The sequence below is a fragment of the Pseudomonas sp. R5(2019) genome, from assembly GCF_009905435.1.
Classification (GTDB): Bacteria; Pseudomonadota; Gammaproteobacteria; order Pseudomonadales; family Pseudomonadaceae; genus Aquipseudomonas.
This window is the reverse complement of the sequence record NZ_JAAAMT010000017.1, coordinates 15,375-34,046: the sequence shown is the minus strand read 5'-3', so window position 1 is coordinate 34,046 and position 18,672 is coordinate 15,375. Positions and strand designations below refer to the sequence as shown.

Sequence of the window (18,672 nt, the reverse complement as noted above, 5' to 3'; positions counted from 1 at the left end):
CAAAAGGGGCCCGTAGGCCCCTTGCTTCAAACATGCCGCTATTCGACTCAGGCGTCGGGAGCGACCTTGGCTGGCGGGTCGCTGTTTTCGTAGATCAACAGCGGCTTGGACGAGCCTTCGATGACGCTTTCGTCGATCACCACTTTGCTGACGTCGGCCTGCGAAGGGATCTCGTACATGGTGTCGAGCAGAATGCCTTCGAGGATCGAACGCAAACCACGCGCACCGGTCTTGCGCTCCAGCGCACGACGGGCCACCGACTTGAGCGCATCGCTGCGAAACTCGAGGTCTACGCCTTCCATTTCGAACAGCTTGGCGTACTGCTTGGTCAACGCGTTTTTCGGCTCGGTCAGAATCTGCATCAGCGCAGCTTCGTCGAGCTCGTCCAGCGTTGCCAATACCGGCAGACGGCCCACGAATTCCGGGATCAGACCGAACTTGACCAGATCGTCAGGCTCGACTTCACGCAGGGACTCGCCCACCTTCTTGCCTTCCTGCTTGCTGCGCACTTCGGCGTTGAAACCGATGCCGCCGCGGGTGGAACGGTTCTGGATGACCTTTTCCAGGCCCGAGAACGCACCACCGCAGATGAACAGGATGTTTCGCGTGTCGACCTGCAGGAATTCCTGCTGCGGATGCTTGCGACCGCCCTGTGGCGGAACGGAAGCCACCGTACCCTCGATCAGTTTCAGCAGCGCTTGCTGCACGCCCTCACCGGACACGTCGCGGGTGATCGAAGGGTTGTCGGACTTGCGCGAAATCTTGTCGATTTCATCGATGTAGACAATGCCCATCTGGGCTTTTTCTACGTCGTAATCGCACTTTTGCAGCAGCTTTTGAATGATGTTCTCAACGTCCTCACCCACATAGCCTGCTTCAGTCAGGGTGGTGGCGTCGGCAATGGTGAACGGTACATTCAACAGACGCGCGAGGGTTTCGGCGAGCAGGGTCTTGCCCGACCCGGTAGGGCCGATCAGCAGGATGTTGCTTTTGCCAAGCTCGACATCGTCGTTTTTCTTGTCGCGTTGGTTCAGGCGCTTGTAGTGGTTATACACCGCTACCGCAAGAACCTTTTTAGCGCGCTCCTGACCAATTACATACTGATCCAGGATGCCGCTGATTTCTTTAGGCGAAGGCAATTTATGCGCGCTGCTTTCAGCCTGGGCTTCCTGCACCTCCTCACGGATGATGTCATTGCACAGGTCGACGCATTCGTCGCAGATAAAGACCGAGGGGCCGGCAATCAATTTGCGTACTTCATGCTGGCTTTTGCCGCAGAAAGAGCAATAGAGCAATTTGCCGTTGTCCTCGCCGTTGCGGGTATCAGTCATTCGATCGATCCAATCCGGTAGGCTTGCAACACAAGATGAAGGCAATTGCGGGCTTTTTCAAGTCCACAGGTGGCTGGTTGGCCCAACCACCTGTTTTTAGCCGCTTAGGCGGACATTTGACGCTTGTTGATCACCGAGTCGATCAGGCCGTATTCGGCGGCACGCTCGGCGCTCATGAAGTTGTCGCGGTCGGTGTCGCGTTCGATGACTTCAAACGGCTGCCCGGTGTGGAACGCCAGCAATTCGTTCAAACGCTTGCGAATCGACAGGATTTCCTGAGCGTGGATGCTGATGTCCGACGCCTGCCCCTGGAAACCGCCCAGTGGCTGGTGGATCATCACGCGCGAGTTCGGCAGGCAGAAACGCTTGCCCTTCGCGCCGCCAGCCAGCAGGAATGCACCCATGCTGCAGGCCTGACCGATGCAGGTGGTGGAGACGTCCGGCTTGACGAACTGCATGGTGTCGTAGATCGACATGCCTGCCGTCACCGAGCCGCCCGGCGAGTTGATGTAGAGATGGATGTCCTTGTCCGGGTTTTCCGCTTCAAGGAAGAGCAATTGCGCCGCCACCAGGTTGGCCATGTAGTCTTCTACCGGACCAATCAGGAAGATCACCCGCTCCTTCAAGAGGCGCGAGTAAATGTCGTAGGCGCGTTCGCCACGAGCGGATTGCTCGATAACCATCGGGACCAGACCGCCTGCGGCCTGGATGTCAGAGCTCTGCTGAATATAAGAATTGCGGGACATGTCCTGCACTCACTCCCAAATAGTCATGTCTTGAATACGCATAAGCCAGCACGAAGGCTGGCTTATGGTGTTTTCGAACGAGCGAAACAATCAGTCGGCTTGTGGAGCTTCTGCCGGCTTGACAGCTTCTTCGTAAGAGACCGATTTGTCGGTCACAGTCGCTTTCTGCAGAACAGTATCCACAACTTGCTCTTCCAGCACAACCGAACGCACTTCGTTCAGTTGCTGGTCGTTTTTGTAGTACCAGGCCACGACCTGTTCAGGCTCCTGGTATGCCGACGCCATTTCCTGGATCAGCTCGCGAACGCGGGCTTCGTCTGGCTTCAGTTCGTTTTGCTTGACCACTTCAGCGACGATCAGACCCAGCACAACGCGACGCTTGGCTTGTTCTTCGAACAGCTCGACCGGCAGTTGGTCAGGCTTGATGTTGCCACCGAACTGCTGAACGGCTTGAACGCGCAGGCGGTCAACTTCGTTGGACAGCAGTGCCTTTGGCACTTCGATCGGGTTGGCGGCCAGCAGACCGTCCATGACCTGGTTCTTCACCTTGGTCTTGATCGCTTGCTTCATTTCACGCTCCATGTTCTTGCGAACTTCGGTGCGGAAACCTTCCAGGCCAGCTTCCTTGATACCGAACTGAGCGAAGAACTCTTCGGTCAGCTCAGGCAGCTTCGGCTCGGAAACGCTGTTGACGGTCACGGTGAACTCGGCAGCCTTGCCGGCCAGGTCCAGGTTCTGATAGTCCTCTGGGAAAGTCAGGGTCAGAACGCGTTCTTCGCCGGCTTTTGCACCCACCAGGCCTTCTTCGAAGCCAGGAATCATGCGGCCGGAGCCCAGTACCAGCTGAGTGCCGGTCGCCGAACCGCCAGCGAAGGCTTCGCCGTCGATCTTGCCGACGAAGTCGATGTTCAGCTGGTCTTCGTTCTGGGCAGCACGGTCAGCCTGCTCGAAACGGATGTTCTGCTTGCGCAGGATTTCCAGCATGTTGTCCAGGTCGGCGTCAGCCACTTCGGCGCTCAGGCGCTCGACAGCGATCGAGTCGAAACCGGCAACGGCGAACTCAGGGAACACTTCGAAAATGGCGACGTATTCCAGGCCCTTGCCTTTTTCGAACGATTTTGGCTCAACGGCAGGCGCGCCAGCCGGGTTCAGCTTCTGCTCGACCACAGCTTCGTAGAAGGAAGCCTGGACCAGGTCACCGAAGGCTTCCTGACGGGCTGCATCTTCGTAACGCTGACGGATCACGCTCATCGGCACTTTGCCAGGACGGAAGCCTGGAACCTTGGCACGACGGGCAGTCTGTTGCAGACGCTTGTTGACTTCGGTCTCGACGCGCTCGGCCGGAACGGCGATGGTCATGCGACGCTCGAGAGCGGAAGTGTTTTCAACAGAAACTTGCATGGATATTCCTCGTTGCACAGACGTTAGCCGGCGATTCCCGACTCCAGATCAAGGGCATGCATTCTAGTGGGTCAAACACAAGAAGTCACCCTACTGGAAACACCTCGGAAAACGACCGGAAGTTTTGGTTTCAGCAGGACAACCCGACAGACCATGATCATTGCCCCGATAGCCGCAGACCAAGGCCTTGCGCGTGCAACCGGAGCAGGGCTGCCCGGTAAAATCCTGACAATATTTCATCGAGACTCAAGGCTCGATGTCGTTGAAGGAGCAGTATTCTTCCCAACCCAGACCGAGCGCTTCGGCCACCTCACGATGCACCTCAAGGCGCATGGCCGCCAGCTCTTCGGGCGACTCGGCGATCAATTGCAAAGCCAGATCCCAGGGTTCGACACCCTGCTCCTCGGCCTCATCCTCGAACGCCCACTGGATCTGCTGTTGCTGCTCTTTGGCACTGAGCTGGCTGATCTCTTCCTGCATCGCTGGACGAGCAGCCACAAACCGCTGCAGCGCGACTTCCTGACGGGATTCTTTCGGGATCATGGCGCGACCTCTCAGAATGGAATAATGAAAGCGCAAAAACAGAAAAAGCCGCTGAAGGCGGCTTTTTCTGGCTTTCGCCGCTGCTCAAGAGCACGACGATATCTATATGGTGCGGACGAAGAGACTCGAACTCTTACAGCTTGCGCCGCTGGAACCTAAATCCAGTGTGTCTACCAATTTCACCACGTCCGCATGTGAAGCTTTTAAAGCAAAGGCGCCAGATCGATTAAATCGGGCGCCTTTCGGAATATGGGGTGGACGATGGGGATCGAACCCACGACAACAGGAGTCACAATCCTGTGCTCTACCAACTGAGCTACGCCCACCATATTGCGTTTACTTCGTTACTTGTGCCAAAGCTGCCTATTGGCGCACCCGGCAGGACTCGAACCTGCGACCATCCGCTTAGAAGGCGGATGCTCTATCCAGCTGAGCTACGGGCGCTTATTTAATCTGTATTCCGTGAAGATTACAAACCAAAGAGCTTTCAGCCATTGCGAACAAGCCGAAAAATCTGCTTATTCTGCCTGACCTTGCTAACCAGTGCTAGGCTCTGCCCGACAAGTGCGACGAATGTTATAGACGAGCGAAAAGGTCGTCAACACTTTTTTCTAAAAAATTCATTTAATTAAAGGGCTTAGCGGATTTCCCGGACCAAGCGCCTTTGCCCGTGGGCCATGTCATGCGAGAATGCCTGCTCTTTTTCTTTCCCTCTCGATGGTTAATCACGCGTCATGACTGCACAACTAATCGACGGCAAGGCGATCGCCGCTAGCCTGCGCCAGCAGATCGCCCAACGTGTCGCCGAGCGTCGCCAGCAAGGCCTGCGCACTCCCGGCCTCGCGGTGATTCTGGTCGGCTCCGACCCCGCCTCCCAGGTTTATGTTTCGCACAAGCGTAAAGACTGCGAAGAGGTCGGCTTTCTCTCCCAGGCGTTCGACCTGCCCAGCGACACCACCCAAGAAGCGTTGACCAGCCTGATCGATCGCCTGAATGACGATCCGAACATCGACGGCATCCTGCTGCAATTGCCGCTGCCCGAGCACCTGGACGCCTCGCCCCTGCTCGAGCGCATCCGCCCGGACAAGGACGTCGACGGCTTCCACCCTTATAACGTCGGCCGCCTGGCCCAGCGCATTCCGCTGCTGCGCCCCTGCACGCCGAAGGGCATCATGGAGCTGCTGGAAAGCACCGGCCAGGATCTCTACGGCATGAACGCCGTGGTGGTTGGCGCGTCCAACATCGTTGGCCGCCCGATGGCCATGGAACTGCTGCTGGCCGGCTGCACCGTCACCGTCACCCACCGCTTTACCAAGGACTTGGCTGGCCACGTCGGCCGCGCCGATCTGGTCGTGGTTGCCGCCGGCAAGCCTGGCCTGGTCAAGGGTGAATGGATCAAGGAAGGTGCCATCGTCATCGACGTCGGCATCAACCGCCAGGAAGATGGCAAGCTGGTGGGCGACGTGGTCTACGAGACCGCCCTGCCCCGCGCTGGCTGGATCACGCCAGTACCGGGCGGTGTAGGCCCGATGACCCGCGCCTGCCTGCTGGAAAACACCCTCTATGCAGCCGAAACACTTCACGACTGAAGCGCTGCATTGATGAAAACGGCACCCTTGCGGTGCCGTCAGACTGCTGACAAACCCAAATCTACCTGCCGGATTCGGCTGTAGGAGCCGAGCTAGCCCCAATGCCGGTCAGTTAAGGCGAATTACATGTGGGAGCGGATTTATCCGCGAATGAAGGCGCCACGCAATGCCTGATAAACCGCGGTGCCTGAATTCGCGGATAAATCCGCTCCCACATTTAGGTTGTCGGCGCTCCATCCTTAACTGACTGGCATTGGGGCTTGCCCGCGATGCAGGCGCCGCCGAGCTCCTGATACAACGCGGTGTCTTCATCGCGGGCAAGCCTTGCTCCTACAGGTGGGAGCCGGAGCACCGCGAATGGGGCGATGCGGCTTAGTCGGCCAGGCGCCAGGTGGTGCCACCCTTGCCGTCTTCGAGCACCACGCCCATGGCGGTGAGCTGATCGCGAATACGGTCGGACTCCGCCCAATCCTTGCCGGTCCGGGCCGTCAGGCGCGCCTGGATCAGCGCTTCAACTTCAGCCGCATCCACTTTGCCTTCGGCACCGGCGCGCAGGAAGTCATCGGCATCCAGTTGCAGCACGCCCAGCAGGCCCGCCAGCTCGCGCAAGCGCCCGGCCAGGCCCGCCGCTGCATCCACATCGGATTCACGCAGACGGTTGATCTCGCGCACCAGGTCAAACAGCACCGCACAAGCTTCCGGCGTGCCGAAGTCGTCGTTCATCGCGACAGCGAAACGCTCCACATGGCTCTCGCCACCTGCCGCGGCCACTACCGGCAGGCCCTTGAGCGCATGGTAGAAACGCTCCAGCGCGCCCTTGGACTCGCGCAGGCTGTCTTCGGAGTAGTTGATCGAACTGCGGTAGTGGCTCGATACCAACAGGTAACGCACGACTTCCGGGTGGTACTTTTCCAGCACGTCGCGAATGGTGAAGAAGTTGTTCAACGACTTGGACATCTTCTCGCCGTTGATGCGGATCATCCCGCAGTGCATCCAGGCGTTGGCGTACGGCTTGCCAGTCGCTGCCTCGCTCTGGGCGATTTCGTTCTCGTGGTGCGGAAACTCCAGGTCGTTGCCGCCACCATGGATGTCGAAGCTTTCGCCCAGGCAGCAGGTGGACATCACCGAGCACTCGATGTGCCAGCCCGGACGGCCCGGCCCCCAAGGCGACTCCCAGCTCGGCTCGCCCGGCTTGACGCCTTTCCAGAGCACGAAATCCAACGGGTCCTGCTTGGCTTCGTCGACTTCGATACGCGCGCCGATGCGCAGGTCTTCGATCTTCTTGCGCGACAGCTTGCCATAACCCTGGAACTTGCCGACCCGGTAATACACATCACCATTGCCCGGTGCGTAAGCGTAGCCCTTGTCGATCAGGGTCTGGATCATCGCGTGCATGCCGGCGATATGGTCGGTGGCACGCGGCTCCTGATCCGGCGGCAGGATGTTCAGGCGACGCTCGTCTTCATGCATCGCGTCGATCATGCGCGCGGTCAGGGCATCGAACGATTCGCCGTTTTCATTGGCGCGATTGATGATCTTGTCGTCAATGTCGGTGATGTTGCGCACATAAGTCAGGTCGTAACCGCTGTAACGCAACCAGCGGGTGACCAGGTCGAACGCGACCATGCTGCGACCGTGGCCCAGGTGGCAGAAGTCGTACACGGTCATGCCGCACACGTACATCCGTACTTTGTTGCCTTCCAGCGGGGTAAAGACTTCTTTGCTCTTGGTGAGCGTGTTGTAAATGCTAAGCACGGTCATTCCTCAGCTGCCCCACGAGTCGCGCAGCGTCACGGTCCGGTTGAAGACCGGACGACCCGGCAAGGAGTCTTTCAGGTCGGCACAGAAGTAACCTTCGCGCTCGAACTGGAAGCGATCTTCCGGCTTGGCCTGGCCCAGCGAAGGCTCGGCGCGGCAACCGGTCAGCACTTGCAGCGAATCGGGATTGATGTTGTCGAGGAAGCTGCCGCCCTCTTCGGCCTTTTCAGGGTTGGCCGAACGGAACAGGCGGTCGTACAGGCGCACTTCGCATTCAACGCTGGCCGCGGCCGGGACCCAGTGGATCACGCCCTTGACCTTGCGGCCTTCCGGGTTCTTGCCCAGGGTGTCCGGGTCGTACGAGCAACGCAGCTCGACGATGTTGCCGTCGGCATCCTTGATGGCTTCGTCGGCGCGGATCACGTAGCTGCCACGCAGGCGAACTTCACCGGCTGGCTCCAGGCGCTTGTAGCCCTTGGGCGGCTCTTCCATGAAGTCGTCGTGGTCGATGTAGATTTCCCGGGCGAACGGCAAGGCGCGCACGCCCATGTCTTCTTTCGGGTGGCAAGGCAGTTCGAGGTTCTCGACCTGGCCTTCTGGGTAGTTGGTGATGACCACTTTCAGCGGACGCAGCACGCACATGGCGCGCGGCGCAGTGCGGTCCAGGTCGTCACGGATGCTGAACTCGAGCATGGCCATGTCGACCAGGCCGTCGGAGCGGTTGGTGCCGATCATTTCACAGAAGTTGCGGATCGAAGCCGGGGTGTAGCCACGACGGCGGAAGCCCGACAGGGTCGACATGCGCGGGTCATCCCAGCCATTGACGTGCCGCTCATCGACCAGTTGCTTGAGCTTGCGCTTGCTGGTGATGGTGTAGCTCAGGTTCAGGCGACTGAACTCGTATTGGCGCGGCTTGCACGGCACCGACAGGTTGTCCAGGAACCACTCGTACAGCGGGCGATGGCCTTCGAACTCCAGGGTGCAGATGGAGTGCGTGATGCCTTCGATCGCGTCGGACTGACCGTGGGTGAAGTCATAGTTGGGGTAGATGCACCACTTGTCACCGGTCTGGTGGTGGTGCGCGTGACGAATGCGATAAAGGATCGGGTCACGCAGGTTCATGTTCGGCGAGGCCATGTCGATCCTGGCCCGCAGCACGCGCTCACCGTCCTTGAACTCGCCGGCTTTCATGCGCGCGAACAGGTCCAGGTTCTCTTCGACCGAACGCTCGCGGAACGGGCTGTTCTTGCCAGGCTCGGTCAGGCTGCCGCGGTATTCGCGGGCTTGTTCCGGGGTCAGGTCGCAGACGTACGCCTTGCCGGCCTTGATCAGCTCGACAGCCCAGTCGTGCAGTTGATCGAAGTATTGCGAGGCGTAGCGGACTTCACCCGCCCATTCGAAGCCCAGCCACTTGACGTCGCTTTCGATGGCGTCGATGTACTCCTGGTCTTCCTTGGCCGGGTTGGTGTCATCGAAGCGCAGGTGACAGACACCGCCGAACTCCTTGGCCAGCCCGAAGTTCACACAGATCGACTTGGCGTGACCGATGTGCAGGTAGCCGTTGGGCTCTGGTGGAAAACGGGTGACGATGCTGCTGTGCTTGCCCGCGTCCAGGTCTGCCTGCACGATCGGGCGCAGGAAGTTGGCGGGAACGACGGGGGCGCCTTTGGCAGCGGCATTGGGAGCGGTGTCGGCGGTGGGCTTGCTCATAGGATCCTTGAACGTACTGGTGTTCGGCCAGGGTAGGCCGACTAAATCAAAGCGCTTATCATAGCCGAAGCTGTCAAGCCGCTGACAGGCCATGGCCGACAAACTGCCGGGTAAATCCTGCGGATGACGAAAAAAACAGCCACAGGTGGCGTATCGCCGCCTGTAAACTGTGCGTCCAGGTTTTGTGCGATTCTCGCGCAACCCGATGATTTCTTTCCAAAAAGAGCGATTTCTACAATGACTCAAGTCAAACTGACCACCAACCATGGCGACATCGTCGTGGAACTGAACGCTGCCAAGGCCCCGATCACCGTGGCCAACTTCATCGAGTACGTCAAAGCTGGCCACTACTCGAACACTGTCTTCCACCGTGTGATCGGTAACTTCATGATCCAGGGCGGCGGCTTCGAGCCGGGCATGAAAGAGAAGAAAGACAAGCGTCCAAGCATCCAGAACGAAGCCGACAACGGCCTGAGCAACGACAAGTACACCATCGCCATGGCCCGTACCATGGAGCCGCATTCAGCCTCGGCGCAGTTCTTCATCAACGTTGCCGACAACAGCTTCCTCAACCACAGCGGCAAGAACGTCCAGGGCTGGGGTTACGCGGTATTCGGTAAAGTGACCGCCGGCACTGACGTGGTCGACAAGATCAAGGGCGTGGCCACCACCATGAAGTCTGGCCACCAGGACGTGCCCGCTGAAGACGTGATCATCGAGAAAGCCGAGATCATTGAGTGATACTGCTGATCTCTGATCTGCATTTGCAAGAAGAACGCCCGGACATTACCCGGGCGTTTCTTGATTTGCTCGCGACTCGCGCCAGACAGGCGCAGGCGCTGTATATCCTCGGCGACTTCTTCGAGGCCTGGATCGGCGACGATGCCATGACCCCGTACCAGGCGTCGATCTGCACCGCCCTGCGCACCCTCAGCGACAGCGGCACGCAAATCTTTCTGATGCACGGCAACCGCGACTTTATGCTCGGTAAAGCCTTTTGCAAGGCGGCCGGCTGCAGCCTGTTGAGTGACCCGAGCGTCGTTGAGATGGGCGGCGAGCCGGTGCTGCTGATGCATGGCGACAGCCTTTGCACCCGTGATGAAGCCTATATGCGCCTGCGTCGCTACCTGCGCAACCCGGTCAGCCTCTGGATCCTGCGGCACCTGCCGCTGCGTACCCGGCAGAAACTGGCACGCAAGCTGCGCAGCGAAAGCAAGGCGCAGACGCGGATGAAGGCCAACGACATCGTTGATGTGACGCCTGAAGAAGTACCGCGAATCATGAACGCGTTCGGCGTGCGTACGCTGGTTCATGGACATACCCATCGGCCAGCGATTCACAAGCTGATGCTGGGCGATGAGCCTGCCAGGCGGATTGTGCTGGGGGACTGGGATCGGCAGGGTTGGGCATTGGAAGTCAATGAGCACGGGTTTTCTTTGGCGGCCTTTGATGTCGCCTGAGCGGGCCTCATTCGCGGGCAAGCCCGGCTCCTGCCGCAGGAGCCGGGCTTGCCCGCGAATAACCACACCGCGATCTCTATCAATGCCCCGAAGCCTCTGGCCCCGCCTTCGCCGTAAACGGCGGCCTGGCCAGCCATACCAGCAGGATCAAGCCGGCAAACACCCACCCCATCAAGGTGAAGTAGTCCACCGTCGACATCATGTACGCCTGGCTGCCGATCATCTGGTCGAGCTGTGCATACGCCTGGCTGTTGGCACCACCCAGGTGATTCAACGCCTCGCGGGTCACCGGGTCATAGGTGCTGATGCTTTCGCCCAGGTAGGCATGATGCTGATCGGCGCGGCGAATCCAGATCCAGGTGGTCAGGGACGCGGCAAAGCTGCCACCCAGGGTCCGCAGGAAGGTCGCCAGGCCCGAACCATCGGCGATCTGGTCCGGCGGCAGATCCGACAGCAGGATGCTCAGGGTCGGCATGAAGAACAGCGCCACACCAATGCCCATGAACAGCTGGACCAGCGCGATGTGCTGGAAGTCCACCTCATGGGTGAAACCTGCACGCATGAAGCAACTGGTACCGATCGCCAGAAACGCCAGCCCGGCCAGCAAGCGCAGGTCGAACTTATGCGCATAACGCCCGACAAACGGTGAAAGAATCACCGGCAGAAGCCCGATCGGCGCCACCGCCAGCCCCGCCCAAGTAGCGGTATAGCCCATCTGCGTCTGCAACCACTGCGGCAGGATCAGGTTGATGCCGAAGAAGCCGGCATAACCGCCCACCAGCACAAGGGTGCCAATCCGAAAGTTGCGGTGCACAAACAACCGCAAATTGACCACCGGGTGTTTGTCGGTCAATTCCCAAATCACAAAAATGGCCAGGAACACCACCGAGATCAGCGTACCGATCAGGATGAAGTTCGACTCGAACCAGTCCAGGTCGTTGCCTTTATCAAGCACGATTTGCAAGGCGCCGACGCCGATAATCAAGGTCAACAGCCCCACGTAATCCATCGGTTGGCGACTGGTGCTGACCGGCCGCGCACGCATCTGCTGGCGCACCACGAAGGCGGCGAACAAACCGATCGGCACGTTGATAAAGAAGATCCATGGCCAGCTGTAACTGTCGGTAATCCAGCCCCCCAATATCGGCCCGGCAATCGGCGCCACCACGGTGACCATGGCCAACAGCGCCAGCGCCATCCCTCGCTTGGCCGGGGGATAGACCGCAATCAGCAAGGTTTGAGTCATCGGGTACAGGGGACCGGCGACAATCCCTTGCAGCACCCGAAAGCCCACCAGCTCCGACATCGACTGGGCGATACCACAGAGAAACGAGGCCACCACAAACAGCAAAGTCGCCCAGATAAACAGCTTTACCTCGCCGAAACGTCGGCTCAACCAGCCGGTCAGCGGCAAGGCAATGGCGTTGCTCACCGCAAACGAGGTGATAACCCAGGTGCCCTGTTCGGAGCTGACGCCCAGGTTGCCGGCAATGGTCGGCAACGCCACGTTGGCGATGGTGGTGTCGAGGACCTGCATGAACGTCGCCAATGACAGCCCGATCGTGGTGAGCAGCAGGCTGGGCGGCGTGAAAGACGCGTTGGAACTCATCGCGGATCCTTTGGATTAACCAGGGCGAATCAGCGCTGCACGGTTTTGCCGGCGCCGGCGCTGTTGTCGTGGATCAGGTGCGCGATCATCTCGTCAGCCTCGACCAGCTGGCGGTCGTAGACGCGGGTGGCAAACGAGGCCTTCTGCGGCGGCTGTTGCGCCAGGACCGGGCCGCTCTGGTCGTGCAAATCGACATCCACTTGGGTCGACAGGCCGATCCGCAGCGGATGCGCGGCCAGCTCCTGCGGGTTGATATGAATGCGCACCGGCACCCGCTGGACAATCTTGATCCAGTTACCGGTGGCGTTCTGGGCTGGCAGCAGCGCAAACGCACTGCCGGTGCCGGCGCCGAGGCTGTCGATGGTGCCGCTGTATTTCACGTCGTTGCCGTACAGGTCGGCGACGATATCCACCGGCTGGCCGATACGCATATGGCGCAACTGGGTTTCCTTGAAGTTGGCATCGATCCACAGTTGGTCCAGCGGGATCACGGCCATGGTTGCCACACCCGGCTGCAGGCGTTGGCCCAGCTGCACGGTGCGCTTGGCAACGTAGCCCGTCACCGGTGCGATCAAGGTGTTACGGGCACTGGCCAGATAGGCTTCACGCACGTTGGCGGCGGCAGCCATCACCTGCGGGTGCGACGACACCACGGTATCGTCCACCAGCGCGGTGGTGGTGTTCAGTTGCTGCTGGGCATTGCTCAGGGCGCTTTGCGCCGAGCTCAGGTCATCGCGCGCGTGGGACAGTTCTTCCTGGGAAATCGCCCCGCCGGCAGCAAGCGTCTTGCGTCGACTGAAGTTTTCCTGGGCTTTGGTAAGTTCGGCCTTGCGAGCCTCGACCTGGGCCTTCATGCCATCGACATTGCTATACAGGCCGCGCACTTCACGTACGGCACGGGCCAGATTGGCCTTGGCACTTTGCAGGTTGACCTGGGCATCGCTGGGGTCGAATTCGACCAGCACCTGACCCTCGCGCACCAGGTCGCCATCATCGGCACCAATGCTGATGACCGTACCGGTGGTCAGCGGGGTGATTTCCACCACGTTGCCATTGACGTAGGCGTCGTCGGTGCTTTCGCTCCAGCGCCCATAGAATTCATGCCAGGCCCAGACGCCGGCGCCCAGCAGCACGACCAGCACCAGCAAGCCCAGCAGCCAGTTTTTGCGTTTGCGCTGGTTGCTCGCGTCTTGCCCGTTGTCAGGTGTTTGAGCAGTAGTGGCAGTAGCCATGACGAATCCCTTGCTGTTGAGTCGGCTTTTATTTGTTCTGGGTCGCTGGCGCTGCGGGCGCCGCGGCGAGGTTCTCGGCCTGGAAGCCGCCGCCCAGGGCCTGCATCAGTTGAATCGACAAATCGATCTGTTCGGCGTTCAAGTCGGCCAGCTGGCGCTGGGCCTGCAGTAGTTGCTGTTCGATGCTCAGCACATCCAGGTAGTTACCGATGCCCGAGCCATAGCGCTGCACGACCGTGCCGTAGGAGCTCTGGGCAATGTCGGTGGCATGCTGCTTGGCGGTGATCTGGCGACCGACGGCACGCAACTGGTCGATGGTGTCACTGACATCGCCCAGCGCCTTGACCAGGCTCTTGTTGTACTGCGCCACGGCCAGGTCGTAGTCGGCGTCGCGAGCATCCAGGTCGGCGCGCAGGCGACCGCCGTCGAACAACGGCAACGACACCGCCGGGGCAATATTGAAGAAGCGGCTCGCACTGCCGAACAGCGCATCACCGAGCAACGACTGGGTGCCGGCAGCGGCACTGAGGTTCAGGTTCGGGTAGAAGTTGGTCTTGCCGGCCTCGATGTTGCGACTGGCGGCCTCCACACGCCACCGCGCGGCGACCAGGTCCGGGCGCCGCCCGAGCAGGTCGGCCGGCAGTGACGAAGGCAGGGCTACGACGCTGGGCTTGAGTACCTTGGGCCGGGCGATTTCATTGCCGCGGTCCGGGCCCTTGCCCAGCAATACGGCCATTGCCACCCGCGCGCTCTGCAACAGTTTCTCGGCATTGATCGCCTGCTCTTCGGAGCTGGCAACCAGGCTTTCGGTCTGCTGGTGTTGGTAGTCGCTGTCGATGCCCGCCTTGAGCCGGCGCTCGCTCAGGTCGAGCATTTGCCGGGTGCGCTTGAGGTCATCCCGGGTCAGGTCATAAACGATATGGGCTTGCCCCAGATTGCTGTAGGCCCGGGCCACGTCGGCGGCCAGGGTCAGCTGTGCGGCCTGGCGATCGATTTCGGTGGCGCGCGCCTGGCCCAGCGCTGCTTCCCAAGCGGCGCGCTGGCCACCCCAGAGGTCGAAGGTGTAGTTGAAGCTGACGCCGAGGCTGCGAAGGGTCGAATAGACACCGCCCTGCCCCAGCGGATCCTGGTCACGCGCCAGCCGCGAACGGCTGACACTGGCCTCGGCATCCAGAGTTGGCATGCGTGCGGCGTCGGCGGCCATGGCCGCTGCGCTGGCCTGGTGGGCACGGGCGCTGGCAATTTGCATGTCCGGGCTGTCGCGCAGGGCTTCACGAATCAGGCCATCGAGTTGCGGGTCACCGAGGCTGGTCCACCAATCGCTTTTCGGCCAAGCCGCGGGAGACAGCGTGATGCCTTTGAGTGATTGCTCGGCCTTGAGGTTTTTCGCTTCCAGGCTGACGCCTTCAGGGCTCAGCCCGCTGAAGCTGGCACAGCCGGCCAGGCTCAGGGCCAACAACACCAGGCTCACGCGGTGACGCCAGGTTTTTGATTTCATTTGCTGCCCATCCGCAGTTCGGTCAGGGCGTCACCGGCGGCCAGCAACATCTTGGTCAACAGCCGCTCCAACATGGCCAGCTCTTCGGGCTCCAGCGCCCCCACCAACTCGTTCATCGCCTCGGCGCCAATGACCGGCAGATGATCGACCACTTTGCCGCCTTCCACCGTCAACGCCAGGCGCACCTGGCGACGGTCGTTTTCACAACGGCGCCGGGCGATCAGGTCTTTTTGCTCCAGGCGATCGAGCATCCGCGTCATTGCCCCGCTGTCCAGCGACAGGTAGCGGCACAACTCGGCCGGAGTATCGACCGAGAACTGAGACATGATGATCAGCACCTTGAACTGGGCAGCGGTGATGCCGAACGGCATCAGGTGCGTATCAAGGATGCGGTCCTTGACCAGATGAGCCCGCCCGAGCAAAAGCCCGAGGGTGCAGTTTTGGAAGGTTTCGGGGGTGAAATGCTTCATGACGGAACAGAAACCTGCTTAGGCAGAGAATATGTCCAGATATTACTGCCTGGGCAGCCAGTGTAAAAGCATTAATTAGCTTGCTTGGTATTTTGACGATTAGTGGTGACCCCAAAAGCATCGCGGGCGAGCCCTGCTCCTACCGGTAGGAGCAGGGCTCGCCCGCGAAGAGGCCAGCGAGATCAATCAAGTCGCGGCAGGCACACCACTGTGAAAGCGGAACTCATGGTCCGGCGACTCGATCAGCTCGCGTTCGACCTCGCGAATCTCCAACACCTTGGCATCGATATCCGCCGCCTCGCCATACAGATAGGCCAGCTTCAGGTAATCCTGAAAATGCCGCGCCTCGGACTTGAGCAACCCGGCATAGAACTTGGCCAAATCTTCATCCAGATGCGGCACCAGCGCGGCAAACCGTTCGCAAGAGCGCGCCTCGACATAGGCGCCAACGATCAAGGCATCCGTCAGCCGATAAGGGTTGTGATTGCGCACATGCTTGCGCAAGCCCCCGGCATAGCGCGCCGAGCCGACGTTGGCCATGGGGATGCCGCGCCGCTTGATAATGCCCAGCACCTGCTCGAAGTGGCGCAGCTCTTCACGGGCCAGGCGCGACATCTTGTTCAGCAGGTCAGGCTTGTCGCTGTACTGGAACATGAACTGGAACGCAGCGCCAGCCGCCTTCTTTTCGTTGTTGGCGTGGTCGATCAGCAAAATATCAAGATTTTGCAGCGCGGCCGCCACCCAGGTGTCGGGGGTGCGGCAGGCCAGGAAGGCGTCGATTTCAGGAATAAGGTGCATAAGCTCACAGGCAGGGACGACAGCAAGGCCGCCGATTATACCGGCGCCGGTGGCGATCACCAGCGACTATGCTTGATGTGTATCAACACCCGTTGCAACTGGGGCCGACTATCGTCAGTCACTGGCCGCCATTTCTGAAGGGAGTTCCGATCATGAAAGCCGTTCGCCGCATTCTGGTGGTGCTCGACCCCGAGCACGCCCATAGCAAGGCCCTGGCACGGGCCAAGCTGATCGCTGGCGCCACAGGCGCCGACCTGCACTTGCTGATGTGCGACAAAAAGCAGGACCACGAAGCCCTGCTCAGCCTGCTCAAGAGCCAATTGCACGATGACGGCTTCAATAACGTCACCGCCGAGCAAACCCGGGACGACTCGCTGCATGAATCGATCATCAGTGTTCAGCAGGCTGAAGGTTGTCAGTTGGTCATCAAGGAGCACCGCCCCGACAACCCGCTGAAAAAGGCCCTCCTCACGCCTTCCGACTGGAAACTGCTGCGCTATTGCCCCTGCGCGGTGCTGATGGTCAAGCACGAACAGCCGTGGAAAGACCGGGTGGTCCTCGCCGCCGTGGATGTCGGCAACCCCGACGAAAATCACCGACACCTGCACAACAACATCATCGAGCATGGCTACAGTATCGCCTCGCTGGCCAAGGCCGATCTGCATGTGATCAGCGCCCACCCCTCGCCCATGCTGTCAGCCGCCGACCCGGCGCTGCAGCTGACCGAAACCATCCAGGCGCGCTTTCGCGAGCAATGCAAGGCGTTCCAGGCCGAGTTCGACGTTGATGATGCGCACCTGCACATCGACGAAGGCCCCGCCGACGTGCTGATTCCGCACTATGCGAGCTCGCTCAAGGCAGCAGTCACGGTGATCGGCACGGTGGCACGCACCGGCATTTCAGGCGCACTGATCGGCAACACGGCAGAGGCGGTGCTGGACAAGCTCGAGAGTGATGTATTGGTGCTCAAGACCGAGGAAATCACCGCTCACCTGACCGAATTGGCCAGAGGTTGACGCTTTGTCATACCCCGTGCGCTTCAAGGCCGTTCTGAACGGACTTGAAGCGCACTGCCAACCGCTTTACTCAGGACGCGCAACCCCCGCTTCGAGAATCTTCAGGGCCAATTTTCCTGGCTCGCCATCCTGCTGATTGAGATAGGGGTAGTCACTTTCGTAAAGCCTTTTAACCGTCAAACCGTGCAGGCTGATCAGATCGACATTGGGGAAAACAGCGCCGTCAACGCATTGCGCCGGGTTGAAATTCTCAAGCCGCCAGACCTGCATGCCCGTGTCCTGCGGGGGCAACCCGACCTCACCAGGTGCCTCATACAGACCGAGGTAACCGTTGCGACTGACATCCAGCCGCCGATTGAAGTATCTCCATCTGCGATCCCGGTTGTCGACGTGTGCCGACCTGATCTCGTAGTCGTACTCGCCTGCCGTTTCGTAGCAGCCAAACCAGAACTGTGCCTTGAAAACGATTTTACGAAGGATGTGCGACTCAGATGGCTGGGAGTAAGTGTCCCGCCCTGCAAACAGCCAGCCTTCATTGCCCCATGGTGCTTCACCGTCAAAACCGACACCTATGCGGTGTACACGGCTTTTCGACGCTTCCCAGTCTTCAAGCGCGATAAATCCGGGCTCCTGCCAGTACAGCCTGGCGATAAAGCTTTTCTCGGGTTTGAATACATAACTCATACGGTTCTCCTGTGTTTGCGAACTCAAGAGAAACGTTACGGCCCCGCATCATCGGCGATCAGATGGAAATCATCCGCTTACCCGAGGGCATCCTTGAGAAACCCGGGGGCGATGTAGCGTTGGTAGTGCGCTTCTGACAGCAGGAAAAATTCCCGATCAATGGCATCGCGCAGCTGAGGAAGCTCCCAGCCGCGAAACTCCGGCAGCAGCACCATGCCATAGGCCTCCAGCTGGTTGATCACCCGCGCCCCGCGGGCGATCAGCTGGTAGGCCCAGCAATACACCGACTGGTGCTCGACGAAGCGGATCTTGCGCTGCTCCAGTTGCAGGCGCAGCTTGCCGGCGTCGAACACTTCGAGCTTGGCGGTCATCACCTGCACCAGCAATTGCTCAAGGCGCAACCACACCGCACGCTTTTCATCGTCGTTGTAACCGTTCCAGTGAATGACCTCGTGGTGGAAGCGCTTGCAGCCGCGGCATACGAGATCACCATAGACGGTTGAACACAGACCGACACACGGCGTCTTGATGGATTGATTGGACATGGGCAAAAAAGCAGCTGGGGAAATCTGACAAGCCGCCATGTTAGCCCTTTGTCTAACCGCGGTCACCTCACAAGTCTGCTCAGCCAACTTACCTTTATCGAGTTTTTCCCGTAGAATCAGCCGGCCTTTCGTAAGGCACCAATGTCCGTTAGAAGCTGTTTTCAAAGCGTCACGAGCACAGTCGATCCTTCAGAACGGCGTTGGTACGGAGTATTTGACACGCAAGTCTTCCGTACCAGCCCTCATCAGCTCCCGTTCTGCAGGCGTAAAACTTTGAAAGCA

17 protein-coding genes and 3 tRNA genes are annotated in these 18,672 nt (G+C 59.8%); 4 read left to right on the top strand and 16 right to left on the bottom strand.

The genetic code is table 11. The features are described 5' to 3' along the window. Positions 1-47: 47 nt before the first annotated feature. The 7 genes from clpX to GUY40_RS13395 form a co-directional block, all read right to left on the bottom strand. Positions 48-1,331 (bottom strand): ATP-dependent Clp protease ATP-binding subunit ClpX, encoded by a 1,284-nt coding sequence (gene clpX / locus GUY40_RS13425; protein WP_166569428.1) that lies wholly within the window; start codon positions 1,329-1,331, stop codon positions 48-50. A gap of 104 nt (positions 1,332-1,435) precedes the next feature. Next, on the bottom strand, positions 1,436-2,077 hold the full coding sequence (gene clpP, locus GUY40_RS13420; protein ID WP_166569427.1) for an ATP-dependent Clp endopeptidase proteolytic subunit ClpP: 642 nt from the start codon (positions 2,075-2,077) through the stop codon (positions 1,436-1,438). Between the two features lie 90 nt (positions 2,078-2,167). Next, a complete protein-coding gene (tig, locus tag GUY40_RS13415; protein ID WP_166569426.1) occupies positions 2,168-3,478 on the bottom strand; it encodes a trigger factor in 1,311 nt (436 codons plus the stop codon). Between the two features lie 246 nt (positions 3,479-3,724). Next, entirely contained in the window at positions 3,725-4,021 is a 297-nt protein-coding gene (locus tag GUY40_RS13410; RefSeq protein ID WP_166569425.1) for a DUF6388 family protein, read from the bottom strand. A gap of 107 nt (positions 4,022-4,128) precedes the next feature. After that, positions 4,129-4,213, bottom strand: a tRNA-Leu gene (locus GUY40_RS13405). A gap of 58 nt (positions 4,214-4,271) precedes the next feature. Further along, a tRNA-His gene (locus GUY40_RS13400) sits at positions 4,272-4,347 on the bottom strand. Positions 4,348-4,388: 41 nt separating this feature from the next. Then, positions 4,389-4,465: transfer RNA gene (locus tag GUY40_RS13395), tRNA-Arg, on the bottom strand. A gap of 290 nt (positions 4,466-4,755) precedes the next feature. Between GUY40_RS13395 and folD the strand changes: the two genes are divergently transcribed. Next, complete coding sequence (folD, locus tag GUY40_RS13390; RefSeq protein ID WP_166569424.1) at positions 4,756-5,610, top strand: bifunctional methylenetetrahydrofolate dehydrogenase/methenyltetrahydrofolate cyclohydrolase FolD; 855 nt, start codon at positions 4,756-4,758, stop codon at positions 5,608-5,610. 372 nt (positions 5,611-5,982) lie between these two features. On the opposite strand, the gene cysS is transcribed toward folD, so the two are convergent. After that, the gene (cysS, locus tag GUY40_RS13385; protein ID WP_166569423.1) at positions 5,983-7,365 is read right to left on the bottom strand and encodes a cysteine--tRNA ligase; all 1,383 of its coding nucleotides are present in this window, start codon (positions 7,363-7,365) and stop codon (positions 5,983-5,985) included. A 9-nt stretch (positions 7,366-7,374) separates the two neighbouring features. Continuing rightward, positions 7,375-9,078: a glutamine--tRNA ligase/YqeY domain fusion protein gene (locus GUY40_RS13380; RefSeq protein WP_166569422.1), complete on the bottom strand. Its 1,704-nt coding sequence runs from the start codon at positions 9,076-9,078 to the stop codon at positions 7,375-7,377. Between the two features lie 237 nt (positions 9,079-9,315). On the opposite strand from GUY40_RS13380, the gene GUY40_RS13375 reads away from it, so the two are divergent. Further along, on the top strand, positions 9,316-9,819 hold the full coding sequence (locus GUY40_RS13375) for a peptidylprolyl isomerase (protein WP_166569421.1): 504 nt from the start codon (positions 9,316-9,318) through the stop codon (positions 9,817-9,819). After that, the gene (locus tag GUY40_RS13370) at positions 9,816-10,538 is read left to right on the top strand and encodes a UDP-2,3-diacylglucosamine diphosphatase (RefSeq protein ID WP_166569420.1); all 723 of its coding nucleotides are present in this window, start codon (positions 9,816-9,818) and stop codon (positions 10,536-10,538) included. Before GUY40_RS13375 ends, GUY40_RS13370 begins: the two co-directional genes overlap by 4 nt. Before the next feature lie 79 nt (positions 10,539-10,617). Here the strand turns inward: GUY40_RS13370 and GUY40_RS13365 are convergent, their stop codons facing one another. The 5 genes from GUY40_RS13365 to GUY40_RS13345 form a co-directional block, all read right to left on the bottom strand. Continuing rightward, positions 10,618-12,147, bottom strand: coding sequence for a DHA2 family efflux MFS transporter permease subunit (locus GUY40_RS13365; RefSeq protein ID WP_166569419.1), 1,530 nt, complete (start codon positions 12,145-12,147; stop codon positions 10,618-10,620). A 29-nt stretch (positions 12,148-12,176) separates the two neighbouring features. Further along, positions 12,177-13,379, bottom strand: a complete 1,203-nt coding sequence (locus GUY40_RS13360; RefSeq protein ID WP_166569418.1) for an efflux RND transporter periplasmic adaptor subunit — start codon at positions 13,377-13,379, stop codon at positions 12,177-12,179. 28 nt (positions 13,380-13,407) lie between these two features. Then, positions 13,408-14,877 (bottom strand): efflux transporter outer membrane subunit, encoded by a 1,470-nt coding sequence (locus GUY40_RS13355; protein ID WP_166569417.1) that lies wholly within the window; start codon positions 14,875-14,877, stop codon positions 13,408-13,410. Next, positions 14,874-15,347 carry a MarR family winged helix-turn-helix transcriptional regulator gene (locus GUY40_RS13350; protein WP_166569416.1) on the bottom strand — a complete coding sequence of 158 codons (474 nt, stop codon included), beginning with the start codon at positions 15,345-15,347 and terminating at the stop codon, positions 14,874-14,876. The genes GUY40_RS13355 and GUY40_RS13350 overlap by 4 nt, the downstream gene beginning before the upstream one ends. Before the next feature lie 186 nt (positions 15,348-15,533). Further along, a complete protein-coding gene (locus tag GUY40_RS13345) occupies positions 15,534-16,145 on the bottom strand; it encodes a tRNA-(ms[2]io[6]A)-hydroxylase (RefSeq protein ID WP_166569415.1) in 612 nt (203 codons plus the stop codon). A 152-nt stretch (positions 16,146-16,297) separates the two neighbouring features. On the opposite strand from GUY40_RS13345, the gene GUY40_RS13340 reads away from it, so the two are divergent. Then, positions 16,298-17,161: a universal stress protein gene (locus GUY40_RS13340; RefSeq protein ID WP_166569414.1), complete on the top strand. Its 864-nt coding sequence runs from the start codon at positions 16,298-16,300 to the stop codon at positions 17,159-17,161. Between the two features lie 66 nt (positions 17,162-17,227). On the opposite strand, the gene GUY40_RS13335 is transcribed toward GUY40_RS13340, so the two are convergent. Both GUY40_RS13335 and GUY40_RS13330 read right to left on the bottom strand, forming a co-directional pair. Next, on the bottom strand, positions 17,228-17,845 hold the full coding sequence (locus GUY40_RS13335; RefSeq protein ID WP_166569413.1) for a hypothetical protein: 618 nt from the start codon (positions 17,843-17,845) through the stop codon (positions 17,228-17,230). Between the two features lie 77 nt (positions 17,846-17,922). Next, on the bottom strand, positions 17,923-18,390 hold the full coding sequence (locus GUY40_RS13330; RefSeq protein WP_166569412.1) for a DUF1289 domain-containing protein: 468 nt from the start codon (positions 18,388-18,390) through the stop codon (positions 17,923-17,925). Positions 18,391-18,672: the final 282 nt, after the last annotated feature.